This window comes from Massilia sp. CF038 (genome assembly GCF_900129765.1).
Lineage (GTDB): Bacteria > Pseudomonadota > Gammaproteobacteria > Burkholderiales > Burkholderiaceae_D > Telluria_A.
This window is the reverse complement of sequence record NZ_FQWU01000002.1, coordinates 567,831-591,371: the sequence shown is the minus strand read 5'-3', so window position 1 is coordinate 591,371 and position 23,541 is coordinate 567,831. Positions and strand designations below refer to the sequence as shown.

The window sequence follows — 23,541 nt, the reverse complement described above, 5'->3', positions numbered from 1 at the left end:
CTGCGTTCCACTTCCAGCCATCAAATTTTGCCAATCGTACATAGTTCCGTGTCGGAATAATATCCAGCGTATTAGTCGGCCGAATCCTCGCCCCTTTTGAGATTCGAAAGGATGAAAACTCATCGGTCACTCGACGTCACCATCACTACTGTTCGTTTGACTTGAAATTTTCTTCACGGTGTTAGATAAGAAATCGGGGACGAACCGTTCCGAAAATCCGGCGAGGACAGACAAAAACAAAGTATAGAATGTTGATGACGCGAATCCCAAAACAACATTCGCCTTGACCGCCAGTACAACAAACACCGCAGCAATCATCCCTGCAAGCATTTTCGCGAAACATTCGAGAAAATTGTTCCAAAAAGAATAGAACGGTTGCACGGTAATTTCAGAGTTGCGTGACAAAATGGAAAAAAGCGCACCTACCCCGCCTGCCGCAGCCGAAAGTAAGAATTCACGACCGTCCACTAAGTAGAACGCGACAATACTAATCACTCCCGCAACGATGATGGTCAAGAAAATGTGCATTGTCATTATTCTAAGCTTGGCTGTGTGCCGGTCGACTAATCCTTCAAGTGTGCCTTGGATTTCAGTAAAACGGCGCTCGGCAGCCTCGGTGGATGCTGAAAGTAGCGCGTCATAAAGTGAGGAGGCGATCCGGTTATTAAGCTTTGCTTTCAATTTATCGTCATCACACGCATCTAGCAGCCGGTTCAATTTGCTCATCGTACTATTGATAACTCCAAGATCGATTCGTTCCGCGAAAGCATTGCTTGCCGTAAAATATCGAATCTGGTCTGCGTTGGTTATATAAACCAGCAAGTCTTCGTCTTGCGCAGCTATCGACGCAATAACGTGACCATCCTTTGTTATTTCACCTAGTTTAAGCATATCTTGGATACTTTCGTTAAGGTTAACCTGCCTTGGGCAAAAAATCGCCATTTCGTTTTTAACTAGACTATTGGTCTATGGCTATAGCATCCTGATCGAACCTAATCCACGGAATTTGTACGCCAAGGCCACCGGCAGTTCTTATATTATTCCGCGTGGGGGAAGCAATCCTTTTTTAGCAGGTAACGTCAAAATAGCAAATATTCCATGTGGAAAATGCGCGCATTGTCACGGAAGGGTTACCTAGACAGACGTTTGCTGGGGATGCCGCGAAGATGATAGAGACGGGTAGACGAACCGCGGAGTTGAGATATACATGGGAAGGTGCGCTGGATAAAGTGGTTCTTACGATCGAGGCTCAATGCCCGAAGAGTCAACACCCGGTTTTTAAGCCTCAGCGGATCGTCTTGACTGACATGCCGTAGCGCTCATCAGCCTGTAAAAAGGTGTTGTGGGATCGCCTTCTATCGCGCGGGTGGGAAGGGATTCGCGATGCACCCGCACTGGTAGGCCGTTGAGGAATGTTAGGTCATCACACATACCACTGAATTTTAAGGCGCCCAGCGGCTTGCACAGCCGTTACACAAGGTGCCGCCCTCATGGAAAACATTCGTTTCGTACCTGCTTGTAGTGCAGGCCTAACCGCGTTCGGGCAGCGACCTCGTTACGTCGAGTTATATCGTGCCCAATCAGACAGAATGCAATTCTGAAGGCTCGTGCAGCGGTATCGCCATCGTGCGCAATTCGTTGTACGTTGCTTGCCTTGCCGGGGAATCGCTTGTATCGCAGCGATATCAGTGGTGATGCGCTGACTAATGTGCGGCAGTTCTTTGTGGGGACTTATGACCGGTTGCGCACTGTCGAGCCTTCGATTGATGGGAATCTTTGGATGGCCAACAGCGATGCGGCGGGGGATAAGGATAGTATTCCGAATAATACGAATACGAAGGTATTTAAGGTGACGTTGAAGCCTTAGGTGGACAGCATGACTTTTAAAGCGCCTCTTCGGAAGCGTTTTTTTTGGGCAGATCGTACGACTGCGGAACGGTGGTATGGGCCCCCGCCTTCGCGAGGGCGATGGGGGCGGCTTTGGGGGATATGAAGCTCGCAGGGCTTAGAATGCAGGGACTTCTTTTCTTTGTGTTTTATGATCCATATTGAAACCGTTGAGCAGCTCACTCCGTTTCTTGGCTTTGACCTAGAGGCGTATGAGGATCGTCCTGCCTGCGACCATCCGGGCGTGCGCATTTCCCAGGTCTTTACTCGGGTGGCACGTGCGATTCGTGAGGGTGACCGCGCCGCAGCGGCGGTCGGCATTGCTGTGATCTTGAAAGATCCTCATTTGCCGTTTGGGCGCCTGATCAAAAGTGATTTGGCGCGCGCGCTTAAGCAACATCCGGAGCTGTTGGACTCTGGGGAAGTCGAGCGATTTTTGTTTAAAACGGCCAAGCTGCTGAGTCTGGAATACTCGCCACGCGAGGTGCAGTGTTATGCGAAACTCGTTAGAAAACTGGGTCCTGAAGCTGCCAGACTAGTGATTGGGCACGCGCAGCCAATAGCCGAACGGTCACGGCAAATCCTTGAATCGTTGAGGCAATTTGTGGCCACAGAAACGTCAGGAATAAAATGAATCAAGAGAGAGCTAGCAAATTTCTAAGTCTGGTTTTGCGTCACAAGCCGGAAGAAATCGGCTTGATGCTCGATGCCGAAGGCTGGGCTGATATCGCGCAGCTCATATCACTCGCCAATAAAAAAGGAACGCCCTTAACGAGGGAGCTTCTGATCGACATCGTCGCAAACAGCGACAAACAGCGCTTTGCCATCGACGCGAACGGTACTCGCATCCGCGCCAACCAGGGGCATTCGGTTGCAGTCGATCTTAAACTCGCGCCACAAGTGCCGCCTGCGCAGCTATTCCACGGTACTGCGAGTCGTTTCGTGGCTTCGATCCGCGAGCAGGGCTTGCACGCCGGCGCTCGGCAACATGTTCACTTGTCTCCAGATACAGAAACGGCGACCAAGGTCGGCACGCGCCACGGACAGCCGCGCATATTGGTTGTCAATGCGGCGGCCATGCATCGTGACGGGTTTGTGTTTTTTATGTCGGACAATGGCGTCTGGCTTACCAATGCCGTGCCGGTTGCCTACATTGATTTTCCCGAATAACGATGGCGCACATTTTTATCCTGATAGCGATGCTGATCCTCACCGCGTGTGATCAGGAATCCGTTTCATTTCGTCAGGTGTATTTGGGAACGGCGGGACCACCCACCCCGCAAGTTAGTTATTTTCTCGATCGGGCCGCGTTGGAGCGGTCCTGGGTCAAACCAACGCTGAACGAAACGCAGTGGCAGGCGCTGCTTGCCACCATCGATTTCGAAAGCCAAATGTTTGTGGCGGTCGCCGTTGGAGAACAGGCGGCGGCTAGCGGTACCGTCAAAATTGCCAGTATGTATGTCTACACTGGCGTTGAATCCCGGCCACTGAACGTGAATGTGAATGTGGGCGTGCTGGCGGAAGGCTGCAAGTACCGCAATCAGATGTCAGCACCATTCACGCTGGTGGTGGTGCCCAAGTCGGCGTATTCCAGCAAGGCCGGCGGGTACGATATGCGCAATTTTGAGGATGGATGCCGTGCCGTGAAATAAGGCCTCCTCGGTTTCCTTGTTCCAGAATCAGGCGCTTTGCAGCAATCGATCTACGCTTGAGGTCGTCCCTGCGACCAAGGAGAAGATCATGCCAAGCACACCAGCTTTTCTCAAAGCCATGCCAGCCTTCATCCGCAAGGCAGGCCCGTTCGCAATATTCCTGATGATGGCGATACCCACTACGCTATGCGCCTTTTCGGCGCTGTTCTTCGCGGACGTTGTAAGCGACCCGACCGATCCCGTGGTGCTTGGCATTTCGCTGACAATCCTGGCGGTTTTCAACGGTGGCGTGTGGAAGCTTGCAAAGGCTTTGAAACGCTACACCTGAAGCGCAAATCAGCTCTCCGCACCGTCGTGCCACGCAAGCGTGCGGCCTTCGCTGTGCTGTAAGTCAAACAGCGCTTCTGCGATACCCATCCGCACGTCCAGGCGGGCGGGCATCGCGCCCACTGGCCCGCGTTGTACGGCGCCGACCCACATGTCGCGTCCGCTGCTCTTGGCGGCGTACAGGCATTGGTCGGCAAGTTCCACTACGTCTTCCCAGCGCGGCCGGGCCTCATCCGCAGCAGGGAATGGGTAGCTGACGTAGCCGATGGAGCAGGTTTTGTGCAGGACCACGCCGTGGCCCAGGTCGAAGTTGGCGCTCGCCACACGGGCGCGCACACGCTCCGCCAGCAGATGGATGTCTGCATTCGATGACTGCTTGGCCACGATCAGGAATTCTTCGCCACCCCAGCGCACAACCGTGTCGGCATCGCGCACTTCTTCCAGCAAAATGGCGGAGAACTGCTTGAGCAGGGCGTCGCCAGCGGCATGGCCGTGCACGTCGTTCACGGACTTGAAGTGGTCCATGTCGATCATCATGAACACCACGTCGGCGTTAAGCGCGTTGCCGCTTTCGCGCTGGCGGCCCACTTGTGCCAGGTCTTCTTCGATACGGCTGGCCAGGTAACGGCGATTGCGCAGGCCGGTCAGCGGATCGGACAGCGACATCTCGCTCACGGAGCGGTAGGCGCGCTTGAGGTAAATGCGGCTGATCAGCAGCACGATGATAGTCAGCAGGCCCAGCGCGCCAGCCAGAATGCCCAGCAGTTGAAAACGCTTTTGCCCGCGCTGTTCTTGCTCCAGCAGTTCGATCTGGCGCTGCTTTTTGCTGGCCTGATAACGGGCATCGGCTTCGGCGATGCGCTTCAGGTCAGTGGCCTTGCGTACGGCGTCGCTGCGCTTTTTGTGTTCGACCGCGGCGAGGTAGGCTTTTTCGAAATCGCGGTTGAATCCGTATTCCTCGGCCAGCACGCCTTGCACGTCGGCGGCCACGTCTTGTTGCGCGGGGTCGGCGGCAAAGGCGTCCAGGCCGCGCTGGATCCAGGCAATGCCGCCGGGCCGGCCAAGCCGGTTCAGGGCCACGCCTTTGTTGATCCAGCAGACGCGCAGGGACTCAATGTCTTTGGACTTTTCCACCAAGGGGATGGCTTGCTCTGCAAATTGCAGGGCACCGGCGTAGTCTTTGCGCTGCAATGCCACGTCGGCCAGGTTGGTGGCGATGACGGCCAGGTTGTAGTCGTTCCTGGATTCCTGGGCACGCGCGCGGGCGGTCAGCAAGGCCTGGAATTGTTCGTCGACCCGGCCGGCGCTGGACAGGTAGTGCGCCATGCGCAGATAGGCGCGGGAAATTGCGTCGGGCAGCTTGGCGCGCTCGGCAATATCGATCGAGCGTTGTTGCTCGCGCATGGCGTCGTCCAGCCGGCCGGTGCGGTAGTAAACCATGGCCAGGCCGTTCATTGCGCTGACCTGCTGCCCTGGCTCGTCGTTCTTCATCTCGAAGATGCGCAGGCCGCGCATCAGCAGGTCTTGTGCTTCGGGGACCTGGCCGGCGGCCAACAGGGCGGTGCCGGCCATGTGCCAGGCATCGGCGGCAACTAGCTGGCTTTTGCGGCTGGTTTCTGGGGCGGCCAGGGCGGGCAGCAGCGTGGCAATTTTCTGGTATTCCTGGATGGCTTCGCCGTCCTTGCCCGTCTCGTGCAGTATTTCGCTGACGATGGTGCTGAAACGGACGTGTTCCATGGGGAGGGACGCGCTGGCTGCCAGGCCTTCGCGTGCGGGAATCATGGCTTCGTCGAATTTTTTCAGTTCATAGAGATTGCTGCAGAGCTTGGATAAGAGCCAGAGCTTGTCGGCGAGGGGGAGCGAATCCTTGTTGCTGAGGGCGGCGCGGAGCTTCGGGACGGCTCCTTCGGGGTGGTTGTTGTCTTCGTTCGCGAGTTCGGCTTTGAGGGTTGCGATTGTTGGCGGGTTGGCAACTGGGGGCGCGGCGGAGACGGTGCTGGTGGTGGCCATTAAGGCACTCAGCAGGAAGGAGTGGAGCAGTCGGGAAGGGGGGCGGAAAATGGTAGGGGCATGCATCGCAATAGCGTACCGAAATACTTCCGCAGAGTACATAAATTACTTGCCTTGTTACAACTTGCGATGTGTAAGTGGAATTATTTTGCGGCGTGGATGCGACGGATGTGGTGATTAGATAAGGTACGAGGTTGTTCAGCCTGCCCGGCTTCGGGGATGTGGGATGGGTCCCCGCCTTCGCGAGGACGAGCCCCCGCCTCCGCGAGGGCGATGTGGCACTGCAGTTATTTCTTCATGGGTCGTCTAGCTTAGTTCTTCAAACGGCAAAAAAAAGCGCACGTGAATTTCTTCATGTGCGCGAATGGGCTAGTCAGGAGAGAGATGCGAGTTCGTCGCACCCTGGTTACTATCCAGGACCTATTTTACATAGCGATCTGACATCAACTCTCTCCAATTGTTTCAATTTCGAACTTTCTACATGCACCTTGCATTAACCCGTATTTCGCAGGCCTGCAGCCACGCCGTTGATCGATAAATGGATGCCGCGGTGGACCCGTTCATCGATTTGCGCAGGGTCGCCAGCGACGGCGCGGTGGCGGTGAATCAGCTCCACCTGCAAATGGTTCAGCGGGTCCAGATAGGCAAAGCGGTTCTGGATCGAACGGGCCAGCAGCGGGTTGCCCGCCAGCCGCTCGTGCGCGCCGGTGATGCTTTCCAGGCAGCGCAGGGCGGTGCCATGTTCGGCGGCGATGCGCTTGAAGATCCGCTCGCGCAGCTCCACATCGGCCACCAGGCCAGCGTAGCGCGAGGCGATTGCCAGGTCGGTCTTGGCCAGTACCATGTCCATGTTCGACAGCAGGGTGGCGAAGAACGGCCACTCTTTGTACATGGCTTGCAGCGTTGCGATCTTTTGCTCGCGCTGGCCTTCTTCCAGCCATTGCGTGATGGCGGAGCCAAAGCCGTACCAGCCCGGCAGCAGCAGGCGGCACTGGCCCCACGAGAAACCCCAAGGAATGGCGCGCAGGTCTTCAATGCGGCGGGTGGACTTGCGCGAGGCCGGGCGCGAACCCAGGTTCAGCTCCGCGATCTCCGCAATCGGGGTGGCGGCGAAGAAGTAGTCGGTAAAGCCCGGGGTCTCGTAGACCAGGTTGCGGTAGGCTTTGTAGGCGCGCTCGGACAGGTCGGCCATGATGGCTTCAAAGCCGGCCAGGCGCTGGGCCATGTCGCCTTCGGTCGCATGCGGCATCAGGCTCGCTTCCAGCGTGGCGGCGACCAGCAGCTCCAGGTTGCGGCGGCCAATGTCGGCGTTGGAGAACTTGGAGGCGATGATTTCGCCCTGTTCGGTCAGGCGAATCTGGCCATTCACGGTGCCTTTTGGCTGCGCCAGGATCGCCTCGTAGCTTGGTCCCCCGCCGCGGCCCACGGTGCCGCCGCGGCCATGGAACAGGCGAATCTTCACGCCGGCGCGCTGGAACACTTGCACCAGGTTGATTTCGGCCTTGTACAGTTCCCAGTTGGAGGTAAGGAAGCCGCCGTCCTTGTTGGAGTCGGAGTAGCCCAGCATGACTTCCTGCAGCTGCCCCTGTTTGGCGATCAGTTCCTTCACCAGCGGAATGGCCATCCATTCGTCCATGATGCCGGCCGCGCGCTGCAGGTCGGGAATGGTTTCGAACAGAGGAATGACCATCGCGTCCAGTTCTTTCGACTTGGTGCGCAGCAGGCCGGTTTCTTTTTGCAGCAGCAGTACTTCCAGCAGGTCGGACACTTCTTCCGTGTGCGAGATGATGTAGTTGCGGATGGCGCGCGCGCCGTAACGCTCGCGAATGTCCTTCGCTGCGCGCAGGATGGTCAGTTCGGACTCTGTTTCGTCGCTGTAGTCCGAATAGGGCGAGTACAGCAGGCGTGGTTGCGCCAGTTCGGCCAGCAGCAGCTTGCTCTTCTGCGCTTCATCGAGCTTGGCGTAGTCCGCTTCTACGCCGGAGGTGGCAAACAGCTCGGCCAGCACGCGCTCGTGCACGTCCGATGTCTGGCGCATGTCCAGCGACGCAAGGTGGAAGCCAAAGATGCCGGCCGCGCGCTGCAGCGTGGCCAGGCGCGGCTTGATCAGCAGCGCGCCGTGGTTGGTGCGCAGCGATTCGGCCAGCACGGCCAGGTCGGCGCCAAACTCGCTCGCTTGGGCGTACGGCTCGGCGTGGCCAACTTCCTTGCGCAGGATGTTGGTGGCGCCCAGGGCACGGGCGGTGGCGGCCAGGCGCGCGTACACGCCGATCAGGGCGCGGCGGTATGGCTCGTCGCTACGATGCGGCGAATGGTCGGGCGAGGCATCTGCCAGTGTTTGCAGGGCCGGGCTGGCGCCCACCATCAGGGTGGAAATGGACAGCTCGGCGCCCAGGGCGTGCACTTCATCCAGGTAAAAATCGAGAATCGTGGTGGCCTGGCGTACCAGTGCGTGCTGCATGGTGCCGGCGTTAACGTTGGGGTTGCCGTCACGGTCGCCGCCGATCCAGCTGCCCATTTGCACGTAGGCCGCGTCGCCCAGCGACGATTCGTGGTCGGGATAGTGGCTGCCGATTTCTTCTTCAATGTCGTCGTACAGGCCTGGCAGCTCGCGCAGGAAGGTAATGCGGTAGTAGGACAAGGCGTTGTCGATTTCGTCGGCCACCGTCAGCTTGGAGTAGCGCAGCATGCGCGTCTGCCACAACGTGGCAATGCGGGCGTGCAGCAGGGCGGTGTTGGCCACGCGCTCTTTCGGCGTGAGCGGCAGGTCGCGTTCGGCCAGCAGGCGCGCGATGTCATGCTCGGCATCCAAAATGGATTTGCGCTGCACTTCGGTCGGGTGGGCGGTCAGCACGGGGGCGATCAGCGCATCCTGGAAGAAGGTGCGCACGGTATCGCCTTTTACGCCTGCCTGTTTCAGTTTGCTGAGCGCGAAACTGACGCTGCCTTGCTGCGGGGCGGAACCGGCCAGCAGGTGGGCGCGGCGGCGGCGAATGTGGTGCTGGTCTTCGGCGATATTGGCAAGGTGCGAGAAGTAAGAAAACGCACGCACCACCGAAATGGTCTGGTTGCGGGTCAGCTTGTGGAGCAGGGCGGTGAGGTCTTTGCCGGCTTGGGCGTCGTCCTCGCGGCGGAAACGCACCGCGGTCTGGCGAATCGTCTCGACGACGTTGAACACGTCCTCGCCTTCCTGGTCGCGCAGCACGTCGCCGAGCAGGCGGCCGAGCAGGCGGATGTCTTCTTTCAGTGGTGCGTCCTTATCGAGGACAGGTTGGGTTTCTTGAGCAGCAGCTTGATTTACCATGTTGGACCAGAGTGAAATGTTGGTGCAAAGGCTTATGGCCAGGTTCTGCAAAGGGGGCGCATGATAAAATTTGTGATCTTATGCAAGAGCCGATAACTGACGCCATGCCGGTTAGGGTTTAACGACAGTGAAAGAATCCGTTTTGAAAGCAACTGAACAACTACCGCAGCCGCCCTCCAAGCTTGTGATCGCCTCGCGGGAGAGCCGCCTGGCCATGTGGCAGGCAGAGCATGTACGCGCGCGATTAGCACTATTATATCCGCACTGCAGCATTGAGATCCTTGGCATGACAACGCGCGGTGACCAGATCCTGGACCGCGCCCTCTCCAAGGTCGGCGGCAAGGGTTTGTTTGTGAAGGAACTCGAGGTGGCCATGGCCGAAGGCCGTGCCGATCTGGCCGTCCATTCCCTCAAGGATGTGCCAATGGACTTGCCGGAAGGCTTTGCCCTGGCAGCCGTGCTGGAGCGCGAAGATCCGCGCGATGCCTTCGTTTCCAACCATTACAACAGCCTGGCAGACTTGCCGGCTGGCGCCGTTGTTGGCACCAGCAGCCTGCGCCGCCAGTCGCTGATTGCAGCCCGCTACCCACATCTGGTCATTCAGCCGCTGCGCGGCAATTTGGATACCCGCCTGGGCAAGCTGGACCGCGGCGATTACGCGGCCATCATTCTGGCAGCAGCCGGTCTGAAGCGGCTTGGCTTGCCAGAGCGCATTCGCGCGCTGCTGGAACCGGAAACCAGCCTGCCGGCTGCCGGTCAGGGCGCCATGGCCATCGAAATTGCCGAGCGCGACGATGGGCTGGATCTGCGCGCCATTTTGGCGCCGCTGAACCACCTGGCCACGTCGCAGGCTGTGGCGGCCGAGCGCAAGGTGTCCAAGGTGTTTGGCGGCAGCTGCCAGATTCCGCTGGCGGCGTTTGCCACCGTGGACCAGGGCACCATGCGCCTGCGCGCCATGGTTGCCACGCCCGACGGCACGCGCATGGCCAGCGCCGAACTGTCCGGCCCGGCCGACGCGCCGGAAGCGCTGGGCGAACAGGTATCCAAACTGCTGGCCGACCAGGATGCGAATGCGATTCTGGCCGTCTGCAAAGCCGAGGCCGCCGCCGCCGATGACTGACGCCGTCGTCATCACCCGCCCCAAGGCGCAGGCGCAAGCACTGGCGCACCAGGTGGCCCAGCTGGGGCGCGAGGTGGTGCTGTTGCCGCTGCTGGAGATTTTTCCGCTGGACGACCAGTGCGCCCTGATCGCCACCCTGGCCGACCTGCGCCGTTACGCGCTGGTGGCCTTTGTGTCGCCCAACGCCATTGACGCGGCCTTTGCTCACATTCCCGCCTGGCCGCCCGAGGTAACGGTGGCGGTGCTGGGCGAGGGCAGCCGCGCCGCCCTGGCAGCGCATGGTATCGACCCGAGCAATACGACCATCATCAGCCCCAAGGATCCGTCGCGCAGCGATTCGGAAAACCTGCTGCAGACCCTGGACCTGGCCAGCTTGGCGGGTAAAGAAGTGTTGATCGTGCGTGGCGAAAGCGGGCGCGAACTCATGGCCGACGGCCTGCGCGCCGCCGGTGCCCGCGTCACCACGGTGGCTGCCTACCGGCGCAGCGTGCCGCCGATGAGCGCGCCGCTGCGCGAACAGCTGCAGCGCTTGCTGGACACGCAAAATGACTGGATCATCACCAGTTCGGAAGCTCTGCGCGGCTTGTTTGCCCTGGTGAATGCACTGGGAAATCCTGAATATGTAGCAAAATTGCAACAACAGCGGATGATCGTTCCGCACGCCAGGATTGCCGAAACGGCGAGCGGGCTCGGAATTACCCAGCTGACACTCTGTGGATCAGGCGACGAACGACTGCTTGCCGCGTTACAATCACGACCATGAACGAATTGCCTACCATTCCAGAACCCAAACCAGCGGCTGCCGCTGCCCCGGCGAGCGCGCCTCAGGCGAACTACGCCAGTCCACCGCCGCCGCCTGCCGCACCGCAGGCCGGCCCGTCCATTTCCGACATTTTGCAGCGTCCCCTCACTGTTTCGGTGATTGTGATCGCGCTGCTGCTGGCCGCCAACGCCTGGTCGACCCGCAATAGCTTGCAGCGCTTGCGCATGGAAATGGCGCGCAGCGTGCAAAAGGGCGAAGTGGTCAATGCACAGACGGCGGCTACGGCCAACTCGGTGCAGGACCTGGCCAAGGGCTTGCAAGAAAAGGTCACCGCGCTGGAAAACCGCCAGCTCGAAGCCCAAAGCCAGCAGCTGGCCCTGGAACAGCTTTACCAGGATCTGTCGAAAAACCGCGACGAGTGGGCGCTGGCTGAAATTGAGCAGGTGCTGTCCACTGCCAGCCAGCAGCTGCAATTGTCGGGCAACGTGCAGGGCGCGCTGATTGCGCTGCAAAATGCCGATCGTTCGCTGTCACGCTCGGACAAACCGCAATTCATCACCATCCGCCGCGCCATTGCCAAGGATATCGACAAGCTCAAGGCGCTGCCATCGATCGACACCGTGGGCGTAGCCCTGCGGATCGATAACGCCATCGCCCTGATTGACGCGCTGCCAATGCTGGCCGACGAAAAGCCGGCCCTGCCGGCTCCCGTGGTCCGCCCGCGCAAGATGGATGTGAAGCCCAAAGCGGGTGTGAAGACGGCGCCTGCTCCTGTCGTGGCACCCGAACCGGACACCTACGCCAGCCGCGCGCAAGCCACCTGGCGCGCATGGTCGGACGAAATGTGGACCGATATTCGCCAGCTGATTCGCGTGCGCACGGTTGATTCGCCCGATGCACTGATGCTGTCGCCCGAGCAGGCTTACTTCATGCGCGAAAACCTCAAGCTGCGCCTGCTCAATGCGCGCCTGGCGCTGATGTCGCGTAACGAAACCGCCTTCCGCACCGACCTGCTGGCCGTGCAGGATGCGTTGGCCAAGCACTTCGACAACCGTGCTGCCAGCACCCAGAGCGCGCAGAATCTGCTGCGTCAGGTGCAAGCTCATAACGTGGCGATTGAAATGCCGTCGCTGTCGGACAGCCTGAATGCTGTGCGCAACTACAAGTCGAAGCCTTAAGCCATGCGATTACTTCTCTGGTTAGTCGCCCTGATGGCCGCTGCGATCGGTGTCGCCGTAACGGCCCGCTTCAATCCCGGCAATGTCGTGTTCTTTTATCCGCCGCACCGGATCGACATGTCGCTCAACTTGTTCGTGGTGCTGACGGCGGCGCTGTTCATCATCATGTACGGCATGCTGCGCGCCTTGCGCGCAACCGTGGCCATGCCGGCCAAGGTGGCCGCTTATCGTCAGCGCAAGCGTGAACGCGATGGCAACAAGGGCTTGCGCGACGCGCTCAAGGCCCTGTTCGAAGGCCGTTTCGGCCATGCCGAAAAAGCTGCCATGCGCGCTGCCGAACTGCCAGAAAACGCAGGCCTGGCCGCGCTGATCGGCGCGCGCGCCGCGCACCGCATGCGTCAGTCCAGCCGGCGTGACAACTGGCTGGCCGGCGTCGTCAACGACAACAGCCTCAAGACCGCACGTTTGATGACCATGACTGAGCTGCTGGTCGACGACCATCAGCCGGAAGCAGCTCTGGATGCGGTGGCTGAACTTAACGCTAGCGGCCAGCGCCATATCCACGCGCTGCAATGGTCCATGAAAGCGCACCAGCAGGCCAAGAACTGGCCCGAGGTGTTGCGCCTGGTCCGTTCGCTGGACAAGCACAAGGCACTGCATCCGGCGCTGTCGTCGCGCTTGCGCGAACTGGCCTACGAAGCGCTGCTGTCGGACAGCTCGCACGATGCCGAGTCGATCATGCGGGTGTGGTCGACCGTGCCAACGGCTGATCGCGTTAAACCTTACATCGCTGCGCGCGCCGCAACTGCGCTGAATGCGCGCGGCCTGCACGACGAAGCCCGCGCCACGGCAGAAGAAGCGCTGCGCGTGGAATGGGACGACCGCGTGGTGCGCGCCTACCGCGACGCTGCCGGCGGCGCCGGGTCGCCATCGCTGCTGGCACAGATCGAGCATTGCGAAGCCTGGATCAAGCAGCGCCCAACCGACGCCGAACTGGCGCTCACGCTTGGATCGCTGTGCCTGAAGCAGAAGTTGTGGGGCAAAGCCCAGCGCTATCTGGAGCAGGCCCTTTCCGACGCGAGCGAGCCGCGCATGGTGCGCGAAGCCCATTTGAAGCTGGCGCAGATGCACGAAGCGCTGGGCCAGCACGAAGAAGCGAACGCCCATTTCCGCCAGTGCGCACTGGCGAGCATCCTCTAAAATTGGGGCGCCGTTGCTGCGGCGCACCAATTGTCCCCGATTTTTCGTTATAATCACGCCATCACTACACCCCGCATTGAAGGATTCCCCATGAGTTTGAATAAAGTCTCTTCCGGCCGCGACGTGCCGAACGATTTCAACGTCATCATCGAAATTCCGATGAACGCCGATCCGATCAAGTACGAAGTGGACAAAGAGTCCGGCGCGATTTTCGTCGACCGCTTCATGGGCACCGCAATGCACTACCCGTGCAACTACGGCTACGTGCCGAACACCATCTCCGACGACGGTGACCCGTGCGACGTGCTGGTCATCACCCCGTTCCCGCTGATTCCTGGCGTTGTGGTTCGCTGCCGCGCTATCGGCGTGCTGAAGATGACGGATGAAGCGGGCGGCGATGCCAAGATTCTGGCGGTCCCTGTCGACAAGATCCTGCCGATCTACAAGCACTGGCAAAAGCCGGAAGACATGAATGAGCTGCGCCTGCAGCAGATTCAGCACTTCTTCGAGCACTACAAAGATCTGGAGCCAGGCAAGTGGGTGAAGATTGAAGGCTGGTTCGGTCCAGAAGACGCGAAACAAGAAATTCTGAATGGCGTTGCTGCATTCAACAAGCTCGAAAAAGCGTAAGTATTTTCGGACGAAGTAAAAAAGGCTGGCCGCTCACGCGACCAGCCTTTTTTTTACCTACATCGTCCTCGCGAAGGCGGGGACCCATTCCACGTTTGATCCGCCTTCACGCATGCGTGCTATGGGTCCCCGCCTTCGCGAGGACGATGTGTTGGGGCGTTACTTAATTTTGCGCATGCGCAGCTTGCCGACTATACCGGCAGGGAAGAAGTAGATCGACAGCACAAACAGCACCCCCAACCAAAGCATCCATCGATCCGGATGCAGCGAGTGCGCCAGCATCGGCACACCTTCCAGCGCGCTCGATCCCTGCGCCATCAGCGATTTCAGATAGTTCTGCGCGATGATAAACAGCGTTGCTCCCACGACTGACCCGTACATCGTCCCCATCCCGCCAATAACAACGATCAGCAAAATATCCGTCATGACCTCAAACCCCAGCATGGTCTTGGGCCCCACGTAACGCAGCCACAGCGCCATCAGCGCACCCGCCAGCGCCGCCACCAGCGCAGCCAGACAATTCGCCCAGATGCGGTACAAAACAGTGCGATAGCCCAGCGCCTCGGCACGGAATTCGTTCTCGCGAATGGCCTGCAATACCCGTCCGAACGGCGAATTGACCAGCCGAAGAAGGAACAAAAACAGCAGCAGGCAGCCAATGAACACGATGTAGTAGGTAATGATCTTGCCGTCCACCGTACGGCCAAACAAGTCATTCTCCAGCAGCTTGAAGCCAGGCGAGAGCAGTTCTGGCACGCTGAAGGTCTTGCCATCTTCGCCGCCCGTACAGTCCGACAGCTGCGACGCCAGCACCGCAAACGACGATGCCACCGCCAGCGTGATCATGGCGTAGAAGATCGCCCGCACGCGCAGGGCGAACAGTCCCACGATCAGCGCCAGTACTAGCGCCACTGCCAGCGAAATCAGCAGACCTGTGAACGCAGCGGTCCAAGTTGGCTCGTCCACGCTGGCCAGACCCAGGCCGACCCCGTAGGCGCCAATCCCGAAGAACATGGTGTGCGCGAACGAGACGATGCCGGTGTAACCAAGCAGCAGGTCGTAGGAGGCCACCAGCACGATGTAGACGCAGATGGTGGCCGCGGTGTTGAGAGGGCGCGCACCGCTGGTGACGAAAGGCGCAAGCGCCAGCCCCAGGAAGATCATCAGCAGAGCCACCGACAGGGCGCGGCTGCGCGGCAAATCGCCGGAAAGAAGTTGGGTCAGCATGGATGTCCTTTCAGCGACGCAGGTTCGAATACATGCCGGCTGGGCGCCAAAGCAAAATCACGATCATCAGCACAATGTTCGATATCAGCGCGAATTTGGGCGTCAGGAAGCCGGCGTAGTTGGCCACCAGTGCCATCAGCAGGGCGCCGATGAAGCAGCCGCCCACCGAACCCAGGCCACCGATGATGATCACGATGAAGACCATGACCATGATTTCGCTGCCCATTGCCGCCGTCAGGGTTTCTTTGTACAGGCCCCACATCACGCCACCCAGGCCAGCCAGCGCGGAGCCGGCCGCAAACACGGCCACGAAAAGACGCCGGATGCGGTAGCCCATGGCTTCAACCATTTCGCGGTTTTCCACGCCAGCGCGGATCAGCAAACCGATTTTGGTGCGGTTCAGAACCAGGAACATGGTGGCAAATACCACCAGCCCGATCACCACCGCAACCAGCCGGTATTTTTCAATCGCCGCGTCGCCCAGCACGATTGCGCCGCGCAAGCTGGTTGGCAGGGGCAGGGCGATCTGCTCGGCACCCCAGATCACGTTGATCAGCTGTTCGGCGACGATCATGCCGCCCATGGTGATGAGGATCTGCTTGAGGTGCTGGCCATACACGGGCGCGATGATGATGCGTTCAAACGCCCAGCCCAGCAGCGCGGTGGCCACCATTGCCACCGTGATGGCCAGGGCCAGCACGGACAGGTTCATGATCACGGAGTCGACTTCCAGCCAGCCGCGCATGGGAATGAGCACCAGCGTGGCAGCGTAGGCGCCGACCGAAACAAAAGCGCCATGGCCGAAATTAAGCACGTCCATCAGGCCGAAGACGAGCGTCAGTCCGCTGGCCATGATGAAGATCATCATGCCCATCGCCAGCCCGGCAACGGTGAGCGTGAGCCAGGTTGGCACGCTGCCCACCAGGGGCAGCATGGCCAGCATCAGGGCCGGCACCAGCAGCAGCGGTGCGATGTCGCGTTTGGCGGCGGGCAGGGCGGTATCGACCGGCGCCGCAGGCAGTACCGTGGGAGGGATTTGAAGGTCCATGTCGGCCTTTCTATTGGTGCGAGTCGAGCGCAAGCCCGAGCAGCCGCTGTTGCAGTTCCTGGTCGTCAGCCAGTGCGCGCATGGCGCCAGCGTGCACGACGCGGCCGTCATCCATGACCGAAACGGTGTCGCCCAGTGTTTTGACCACGCTGAAGTTCTGCTCCACCAGCAGGATGGTGGTGTCGCTTGCCTTCAGTTCGCGCAGGGCGGCAATCAGGCTTTGGATGATGGCGGGCGCCAGGCCTTTGGTCGGCTCGTCGATCAAGATCAGTTTGCGCGGCTCCACAATGGCGCGGGCAATGGCAACCATCTGCTTTTGTCCGCCCGAGAGATTGCCAGCCGGGTAGTGCCAGAATTTTTTGAGGGCAGGGAAAAAGCCGAATATCCATTCGACCCGGGCTTCGTCCAGCGCGCCGCTGCGCGCGGCCAGGTACAGGTTTTCGCGCACGGTCAGGTCGGAAAATACGGCCATTGATTCGGGCACGTAGGCAATGCCAGCCTGGGCGATGGCGGGCGTGGCCATGGCGGCGATCTCGCGCCCGTCGAATTTGATGCTGCCTGCGCTGGCCTTCCACAGGCCCATAATGGTGCGCAGGGTGGTGGTTTTACCGGCGCCGTTGCGGCCCAACAGTACCGACAGGCCGCCGCGCGGCACGGTCAGGTCCACGCCTTGCAAAATATGGTATTCGCCGATGTGCGTGTGCACGCCGGACAGTTGAAGAATCGGTTCAGACATGGGCAGGTGTTCCAAGGTAGGCTTCCTGGACGATGGCCGAGGCCATGACTTCGGCCGGATTGCCATCGGCGACCAGGGTGCCGTTGTGCAGGACGATGATGCGGTCGGCCAGCGAACGCACCACATCCATTTTGTGCTCGACCAGCAGAATGGTCTTTTTGCTTTCGGCCTTGACCTGGTGGATCAGGTCCAGCACGACCGGCACTTCGTCCACGCTCATGCCGGCGGTGGGCTCGTCGAACATCATGACCGCCGGTTCCAGGGCCAGCAGAATGGCCACTTCGAGCTTGCGTTTGTCGCCATGCGAGAGCGCGGCCACGTAGGAATCGCGCCGTTCGGCCAGGGCCACTCGCTCCAGGTAGTGCAGGGCGCGTTCAATCAGCAGCTTGTGACTGGACCAGATTGAAAAGATGTTCAAGCCGATGCCGGCCACGCTCTGCACCGCCAGACGCACGTTTTCGATGACCGTCAGGTGCGGGAACAGATTGGTCAGCTGGAAAGCGCGGCCGATGCCAAGCCGGGTACGGCGCGCGGCGCCAAATCGCGTGATGTCGGCGCCGTCCAGGAACACCTGGCCCGAGGTGGCGGGCAACTGACCCGACATCAGGTTGAAGTAGGTGGTCTTGCCGGCCCCGTTGGGGCCGACGATCACGGTCAGCGTGCCCGGATAAAAATCGGCCGTGACCTGGTTGACCGCAACGTGACCGCCAAAGCGGATCGTCAGGTCACGGGTCGACAGGGACGGCTTGCTCATCGCTTGTTCTTGACCGGTACCGGCAGCTCCGAGGCCGGGATCTCGCGCACTAGTTCCAGCAGGTCCCACTCGTCCTTCTGCTGCTTCTTGATGCGGAAGTGGTACATCGCCTGCAAGGCCTGGTGGTCTTCCTTGCGGAAGCTCATTTTGCCTTTGGGGGTGTCGAACTCCATGCCTTCCATGGTGGCGATCAGTTTTTCGCTGTCGGTCGATGGCGACTTGGTCAGCGCGGTGACGACGGCGCTGGCGGCAGCAAAGCCGCCGGCGGTAAACATATCGGGTGGGGATTTGAAGCGCTTGGTGTGCTCGGCCACCAGCCAGTCGTTCATTTTGTTTTTCGGGAAGGCGTAGTAGTAATAGATGGTGCCTTCGGTACCGGCGTAGTTCTTCCAGGTTTTCATCACGGGCAGAATGTTCCCGCCGGGGGCCAGGGCAATGCCGTAACGCTCGGGCTTCATGTCGGCCAGCTTGTTCATCGGGTTGGGGCCAGCCCAGACGATGCCAAGCACGCGCGGTTGCGGCTTGTCTTTCAGCGCGTCGAAGATGCGCTGGGCCGAGGCGGTGAAGTCGCTGGCGTTTTGCGGTGCGTACTCTTCGTGCACCACCGTGGCTTTGCTGCCGGTGGCGGCCAGGGCTTCCTTGCCGGCCTTGACAGCGTCTTTACCGAAGGCGTAGTCCTGCGCCAAAAAGGCGACGCTGCCGGTCTTGAGCGTTGATGCGGCGGCCAGGCCGTCCTGCATCGAATTGCGGGCAGTGCGGAAGATGTAGCGGTTCCATTTGTCGCCGGTAATGGCGTCGGCCACGGCCGGCTCGACGATCAGCACTTTTTTGTATTCCTTAGCGACCGGCAGCATGGCAATGGCCGAGCCGGACGAACTGGTGCCGACCGCGATGTCGACCTTGTCGTCACCATACGCTTCGGCCAGCAGGGTCCGGCCCAGATCGGGCTTGCTCTGGTCGTCCTTGACGATGACCTTGAGCTTGCGGCCATTGATGGTCATTTTGCCGCCAGTGAGGTACTCCAGGCCCATCATGAATCCGGTTTCGGTTTCCTTGGCATAGGCTTCGAGTACGCCGGTTTTGCCGGCGATGAGGGCGACCTTGAGGTCGTCCGCGGCCAGGGCAGGGTGGGCTGCGCTGCCGCCAACAATGGCTGCAAGTGCCAGTGCGATGCTTGTTTTTTTGTTCATGCTGTCTCCTAAAATCATGCGTTCAATCGACTTGCGACAGAAACCGTTGTATCGCTTCGCGCGCCGGCGGCTCGGACAACATGGGCGCGTGGCCCACGCCGGGCACTTCGGCGTAGTGCATGGCTGGTGCCGCGCGCCGCATGTAGCTGGCCTGTTCTTCTTCGACCAGGTCGGACAGCGCGCCGCGCACCAGCAGCAACGGGCGTTTGCGGCCCAGGCGCCGGAACGCCACACGGCCCATCCAGGAGGTGGGCTTCAGGCGCCCGGTCTGGATCGGCAAAGCGATGTTGGGATCGTACCTCAGTACTAGCTGGCCCTGCTCATTTTGCGCAAACGCGCGCTCGGCCCACTTGCGCCACTCGGCGCTGTCGTTGGCGGGGAAGGCGGACAGGTTTATGTCGCGCAGGTAGTTGGCAGCGTCGTCCCACGAGTCGAGCGCGCAGCCTTTACCCGCGTATCCGGCAATGCGGCTCAGGCCCTTGGTGGACATGATTGGCCCAACGTCATTCAATACGGCGGCGGCAATCAACTTCAGTTTGCGCAGCGCCAGTGTCATGGTGATGATGCCGCCCATCGAGGTGCCGACAAATACGGCGCGCTCGATGCCCAGATCGTGGGCCAGCTTGATGACGTCGCCGGCGTAGATCATGGGGTTGTAGTTGGCGGGCGATGGGTCGTGGGCAGATCGGCCGCGCCCGCGCACATCCAGCGCGATCACGCGCCGGCCCTGGGCCGCAATCCAGGGCGCCAGCTCGTCAAAGTCGGCCGAATTGCGGGTCAGGCCGTGCAGGCAGATGACCGGCAGGCGTGCGGGCCCGCTGCTGGCCGGGTAATCGCGTGCGTACAGCGCCAGGCCATCGGTGCTGGTAAAACTGAGGTCGGCGTATGTGGACACGGCAGGTTTCATCCTGTGGATTTTGGAACGCAGCGACCCGGCGGCAGGCCGTGGGGCCTGCCGCGAGGCGCAGTACAGTCGGTACAGCCGGGAGCTTCTTAGAAGCGGTATTCCAGGGTGGCCGACACGGTGCGTGGATTGCCGTAGAAGGCGGTGAGCGTACCTTCGAAGCCCAGCGTCGGGAACACATAGCCGCCGGTCTTGTAATGCTCGTTGCCCAGGTTTTTGCCATGCAGGCCAGCGCGGATCTTGCTGTCGGCGCTGGTCCAGATGACGCTGGCGTCATACAGCGTGTAGGCTTCCTGGTCCAGGGCGGAGGCGTACTCGAACTGGTAGGTGTCGTCGCGGTACGATGCTGCGCCGGTCAGGGTCAGGGTGCCAGCCGTGCCCATCATTGGCAGTGGAATGTCGTAGTTCAGGCGCAGGTTGGCCGAATTCTTCGGCGTGTTCTGGAAGAAGCGCTGGCCAGCCACGTTGACGATGGTCGGCACGCCGCCCACGATCTGCGAGGTCAGGAACTGGGTGTACTTGGCATCCAGGCGGCTGTACATGGCCGACATGCTGAACTGGTCGGTCAGGCGCGCAGTGGCTTCGATTTCCAGACCTTTGATCTTGGCCTTGCCGGCGTTGGTGGTGACGCCAGCAAAGCTGTCGTCCACGCCGTCGTTGTTGGTGTCCACCGCCACGGAACCAGGAATCTGCACATCTTTGTACTTGCTGTCGAAGATGGCGATGTTGGTCAGGATGCGGTTATTGTTGTAGGCCGACTTGAGGCCCAGCTCCAGCGTGTCGATGATTTCTGGCTTGTAGCCAGCACGGGCAGTGGCCTGGCTGATCTTGGTGCCCACCACATTCATGCGCGGATCGAAGCCGCCGCCTTTAAAGCCGCGTGCCCACGAACCGTAGATGTTCTGTTCTGGCGAGTATTTGTAGGCCAGGCTGACTTTCGGGGTGAACTTCTTGTCTTCGCGGTGCAGTTCGCCGTGGGTGAAGTCGGTATCGGTGCGGAACAAGACAGCGGCAGGGTTGCCCAGATCGGGCGTGCCGGCAAGGCCCAGGTAGATCTGACGCAGGATGCTCGCATCGCGCTTGTCGACCGTGTAGCGTCCACCCAGCGTGACGCTGAGCGCATCGCTGAAGTTGTAGCTGCCGTCGGCAAAAATCGCCCAGGCCTTGGTGTCGATGTCGCCACGGGTGTAGGTGGAGCTTGGGAACGCGCCGTTCAACACGGTGTCGAAGATATTGAAGGCGTTGGCGTCGATGTAATAGACGCCTGCGATGCCCTGTACTTTTTCGCCGGTGTATGTGGCTTGCAGCTCCTGGCTGAACTGCTTGTTCTTGTACAGCGCGGGTACGTGGAAGTCGGTCAGCTGCATCGAATCGAAGTCGATCGGCGCGTACGATTTGTCGCGGCGGGATGCGGTGATCGATTTGAGCAGCAGCGTGTCGCTGACGCGGTACTCAATGGTGGCGGCCACGCCATGAGCGGTGATTTCCTGCTCCTTGCCCAGCGCTGTGGTCAGGTTGGCGGTGGTGTCGTACACATTGCCCAGTATCGGTGCGCCGCTGGTGCGGCCAGGGATCAGGCGGTGGCCGTTGCGTGGATTGGAGTCGTCCTGGGTGGCGTCAGCGGCGATGCGGATGAACCAGTCCGAGGTGGGCGTAAATTCTGCCGAAATGCGGCCGGCGGTGACGTCTTTGTCGTAATTGTCCTGGCCGGTCGTGAGGTTTTTACCAAAGCCGTTGCGCTGGAAGGTGCCGATCGAGCCGCCAATGCGCAGCGTGTCGGTAACTGGCGTGCTGGCAGTGATGAGGGCTTCTTTCTGGCCGTAGTTGCCGAGTGTGCCGCGCACGCGGATGTCGGTCTTGGGCGCCAGTTTGCGGGTCACGTATTTGACGGCGCCGCCAATGGTGTTGCGGCCATAAAGCGTGCCTTGCGGGCCGCGCAGAACTTCGATGCGCTCGACGTCGTAGATGTCGGCCACGGCGCCTTGCGGGCGGGCCAGGTACACATCGTCGAGATAGATGCCGACGCCCGCTTCAAAGCCAGCCAGGGGATCCTGCTGGCCCACGCCGCGGATGAAGGCGGTCAGGGTGGAGTTGGTGGCGCGCGAAGCCTTGAGGGTGGTGTTTGGCAGCGACAGGGTGAGGGCGGTGATGTCCGGGATGCCCTGCTTGGAAATCTGGTCGGCGTTGAATGCGGTAACCGAGACCGGCACGTCCTGCAGCGTTTCTTCGCGGCGGCGGGCGGTGACCACGACCACGGCCGGGTTGCTATCGGCGGCGGTGGCCGACGCGGGTGCTGCGCCACCGGCCGTTTGTGCGTGTGCGGCGCCAACCGAAGTGCCCATCAGGGCGATGGCGGCGGCCACGGAGCGGGTCAGTAACTTCAGCTTGGTGTTGGTATGATCCATGAGGCAAGTCTCCTAGTTTTTTTATTTGTGATATGCGGTCGTGATCGCATGGCCTGCAGTGTGCCCTCATTCGATTTTGTCCGAAAGATAATGACACGCCCAAGCATTGTGCAAAAATGCACAATGCGAGCTAAGGTACTGGCATTATTGGGCGTACGTACAATTTCCCCCACACTTTTGATGCGCCGCAACGTGTTGTTTCCGTGGTTTGGTGTTCACTTGTGCACTAGTGCACAATATGTCGCACAAATACAAAATAACGAGAGACAACATGCATACCCTGCCCGAATGGACCGATCTGCGGTTCTTTCTTGAACTGGCACGTGCCGGTACCTTGTCCGGCGCCTCGCGCCGTCTTGAGGTCGAACACACCACGGTGGCGCGCCGCATCGACCGTCTGGAAGCGCAGCTTGGCACCACCTTGTTCGACCGCAGCCGCGAAGGTTACGAGCTGACCGACATGGGTCAGGCGCTGCTGCCGCACGCCGAAGCGATGGAGAGCGCAGCCCTGGCGGCCACCGAGCAGTTGAGCGGGGCCGAAGTGGCAGTACATGGCGTTGTGCGACTGGGCGTGCCGGAGCTGTTTGCGGTGCGCGTGGTGCCGCCGCTGCTGGTGAATCTGTTGCAGGCCAACCCGGAATTGAATGTGGACTTGCTGGTGCTGCCGCGCTTTGCCAACCTGGCCAACCGCGAGGCCGACTTGGGCGTGATGCTAGATCCGCCCACCACAGGGCGCTACATGATCACCAAACTGGCCACCTTCCGGCTGTACGTGTATGCCTCGCCCGATTACCTGGCGCGCCACAAGCCGATACGCGAACATGCGGATCTGGCCCAGCACGACTTTGTCGATTACGTGCAGGACCGACTGGCCAGCCGCGAGCTGACTTATCTCGACGAATTAGGATTCACGCCGCGCCGGCGCTTGTGCTGCACCGGCATGCCGGCCCAGATCGAGGCGGCGTCGCTGGGCATGGGACTGATCATGGCGCCACCGTATGCGGTGCCCAATGATGGCCGTCTGGTGCGCGTGCTGGACCAGTTTTTTGCGGAGCGATCGTTCTGGCTGGCCGCGCCGACCGATCTATATCGTCTGCAGCGGGTGCGCGCCGTGTGGAACATGCTGCGCGATTTTGCCGACAGCCAGCCGTCGCTATTTGTGCACGACCGCGACGAACCCGGGCGCGCACGGCGGCGCGCTTAGAT

The 23,541-nt window shown here is 60.4% G+C and carries 20 protein-coding genes; 10 read left to right on the top strand and 10 right to left on the bottom strand.

The features are described from left to right. Positions 1-126: 126 nt before the first annotated feature. Complete coding sequence (locus BUC24_RS12795) at positions 127-942, bottom strand: hypothetical protein (protein ID WP_073216574.1); 816 nt, start codon at positions 940-942, stop codon at positions 127-129. Positions 943-2,038: 1,096 nt separating this feature from the next. On the opposite strand from BUC24_RS12795, the gene BUC24_RS12790 reads away from it, so the two are divergent. From BUC24_RS12790 to BUC24_RS12775, 4 genes are all read left to right on the top strand, one after another. After that, on the top strand, positions 2,039-2,521 hold the full coding sequence (locus tag BUC24_RS12790) for a hypothetical protein (protein ID WP_073216571.1): 483 nt from the start codon (positions 2,039-2,041) through the stop codon (positions 2,519-2,521). Then, on the top strand, positions 2,518-3,057 hold the full coding sequence (locus BUC24_RS12785) for an RNA 2'-phosphotransferase (RefSeq protein WP_073216568.1): 540 nt from the start codon (positions 2,518-2,520) through the stop codon (positions 3,055-3,057). Before BUC24_RS12790 ends, BUC24_RS12785 begins: the two co-directional genes overlap by 4 nt. A gap of 2 nt (positions 3,058-3,059) precedes the next feature. Beyond that, on the top strand, positions 3,060-3,539 hold the full coding sequence (locus tag BUC24_RS12780; protein ID WP_143167505.1) for a hypothetical protein: 480 nt from the start codon (positions 3,060-3,062) through the stop codon (positions 3,537-3,539). Between the two features lie 88 nt (positions 3,540-3,627). Further along, a complete protein-coding gene (locus tag BUC24_RS12775) occupies positions 3,628-3,867 on the top strand; it encodes a hypothetical protein (protein ID WP_073216560.1) in 240 nt (79 codons plus the stop codon). A gap of 8 nt (positions 3,868-3,875) precedes the next feature. Here the strand turns inward: BUC24_RS12775 and BUC24_RS12770 are convergent, their stop codons facing one another. Continuing rightward, the gene (locus BUC24_RS12770) at positions 3,876-5,876 is read right to left on the bottom strand and encodes a tetratricopeptide repeat-containing diguanylate cyclase (protein WP_073216557.1); all 2,001 of its coding nucleotides are present in this window, start codon (positions 5,874-5,876) and stop codon (positions 3,876-3,878) included. A gap of 493 nt (positions 5,877-6,369) precedes the next feature. Next, a complete protein-coding gene (gene ppc / locus BUC24_RS12765) occupies positions 6,370-9,180 on the bottom strand; it encodes a phosphoenolpyruvate carboxylase (protein ID WP_073216554.1) in 2,811 nt (936 codons plus the stop codon). A 142-nt stretch (positions 9,181-9,322) separates the two neighbouring features. Between ppc and hemC the strand changes: the two genes are divergently transcribed. The 5 genes from hemC to ppa all read left to right on the top strand — a co-directional run bounded on the left by hemC (position 9,323) and on the right by ppa (position 14,071). Beyond that, the gene (hemC, locus tag BUC24_RS12760) at positions 9,323-10,300 is read left to right on the top strand and encodes a hydroxymethylbilane synthase (RefSeq protein ID WP_073216551.1); all 978 of its coding nucleotides are present in this window, start codon (positions 9,323-9,325) and stop codon (positions 10,298-10,300) included. Next, positions 10,293-11,063 carry a uroporphyrinogen-III synthase gene (locus BUC24_RS12755; protein ID WP_073216548.1) on the top strand — a complete coding sequence of 257 codons (771 nt, stop codon included), beginning with the start codon at positions 10,293-10,295 and terminating at the stop codon, positions 11,061-11,063. Before hemC ends, BUC24_RS12755 begins: the two co-directional genes overlap by 8 nt. Continuing rightward, positions 11,060-12,241, top strand: coding sequence for a uroporphyrinogen-III C-methyltransferase (locus BUC24_RS12750; protein WP_073216544.1), 1,182 nt, complete (start codon positions 11,060-11,062; stop codon positions 12,239-12,241). The genes BUC24_RS12755 and BUC24_RS12750 overlap by 4 nt, the downstream gene beginning before the upstream one ends. Positions 12,242-12,244: 3 nt before the next feature. After that, a complete protein-coding gene (locus BUC24_RS12745; RefSeq protein WP_073216540.1) occupies positions 12,245-13,441 on the top strand; it encodes a heme biosynthesis protein HemY in 1,197 nt (398 codons plus the stop codon). Positions 13,442-13,531: 90 nt separating this feature from the next. Beyond that, a complete protein-coding gene (gene ppa / locus BUC24_RS12740; RefSeq protein WP_073216537.1) occupies positions 13,532-14,071 on the top strand; it encodes an inorganic diphosphatase in 540 nt (179 codons plus the stop codon). Between the two features lie 159 nt (positions 14,072-14,230). Here ppa and BUC24_RS12735 read toward each other — a convergent pair whose 3' ends face one another. From BUC24_RS12735 to BUC24_RS12705, 7 genes are all read right to left on the bottom strand, one after another. After that, positions 14,231-15,298 carry a branched-chain amino acid ABC transporter permease gene (locus BUC24_RS12735; RefSeq protein ID WP_083598901.1) on the bottom strand — a complete coding sequence of 356 codons (1,068 nt, stop codon included), beginning with the start codon at positions 15,296-15,298 and terminating at the stop codon, positions 14,231-14,233. 10 nt (positions 15,299-15,308) lie between these two features. After that, positions 15,309-16,346, bottom strand: coding sequence for a branched-chain amino acid ABC transporter permease (locus tag BUC24_RS12730; RefSeq protein ID WP_073216532.1), 1,038 nt, complete (start codon positions 16,344-16,346; stop codon positions 15,309-15,311). 10 nt (positions 16,347-16,356) lie between these two features. Beyond that, positions 16,357-17,082: an ABC transporter ATP-binding protein gene (locus BUC24_RS12725; RefSeq protein ID WP_073216528.1), complete on the bottom strand. Its 726-nt coding sequence runs from the start codon at positions 17,080-17,082 to the stop codon at positions 16,357-16,359. Then, positions 17,075-17,836 carry an ABC transporter ATP-binding protein gene (locus BUC24_RS12720; protein ID WP_073216524.1) on the bottom strand — a complete coding sequence of 254 codons (762 nt, stop codon included), beginning with the start codon at positions 17,834-17,836 and terminating at the stop codon, positions 17,075-17,077. Before BUC24_RS12720 ends, BUC24_RS12725 begins: the two co-directional genes overlap by 8 nt. Next, the gene (locus BUC24_RS12715) at positions 17,833-19,026 is read right to left on the bottom strand and encodes a substrate-binding domain-containing protein (RefSeq protein ID WP_073216521.1); all 1,194 of its coding nucleotides are present in this window, start codon (positions 19,024-19,026) and stop codon (positions 17,833-17,835) included. Before BUC24_RS12715 ends, BUC24_RS12720 begins: the two co-directional genes overlap by 4 nt. 22 nt (positions 19,027-19,048) lie before the next feature. Next, positions 19,049-19,921 (bottom strand): alpha/beta fold hydrolase, encoded by an 873-nt coding sequence (locus tag BUC24_RS12710; RefSeq protein WP_083598900.1) that lies wholly within the window; start codon positions 19,919-19,921, stop codon positions 19,049-19,051. A gap of 98 nt (positions 19,922-20,019) precedes the next feature. After that, the gene (locus BUC24_RS12705) at positions 20,020-22,335 is read right to left on the bottom strand and encodes a TonB-dependent receptor (RefSeq protein ID WP_073216514.1); all 2,316 of its coding nucleotides are present in this window, start codon (positions 22,333-22,335) and stop codon (positions 20,020-20,022) included. 271 nt (positions 22,336-22,606) lie between these two features. Between BUC24_RS12705 and BUC24_RS12700 the strand changes: the two genes are divergently transcribed. After that, positions 22,607-23,539, top strand: a complete 933-nt coding sequence (locus BUC24_RS12700; RefSeq protein WP_073216511.1) for a LysR family transcriptional regulator — start codon at positions 22,607-22,609, stop codon at positions 23,537-23,539. Positions 23,540-23,541 lie beyond the last annotated feature (2 nt).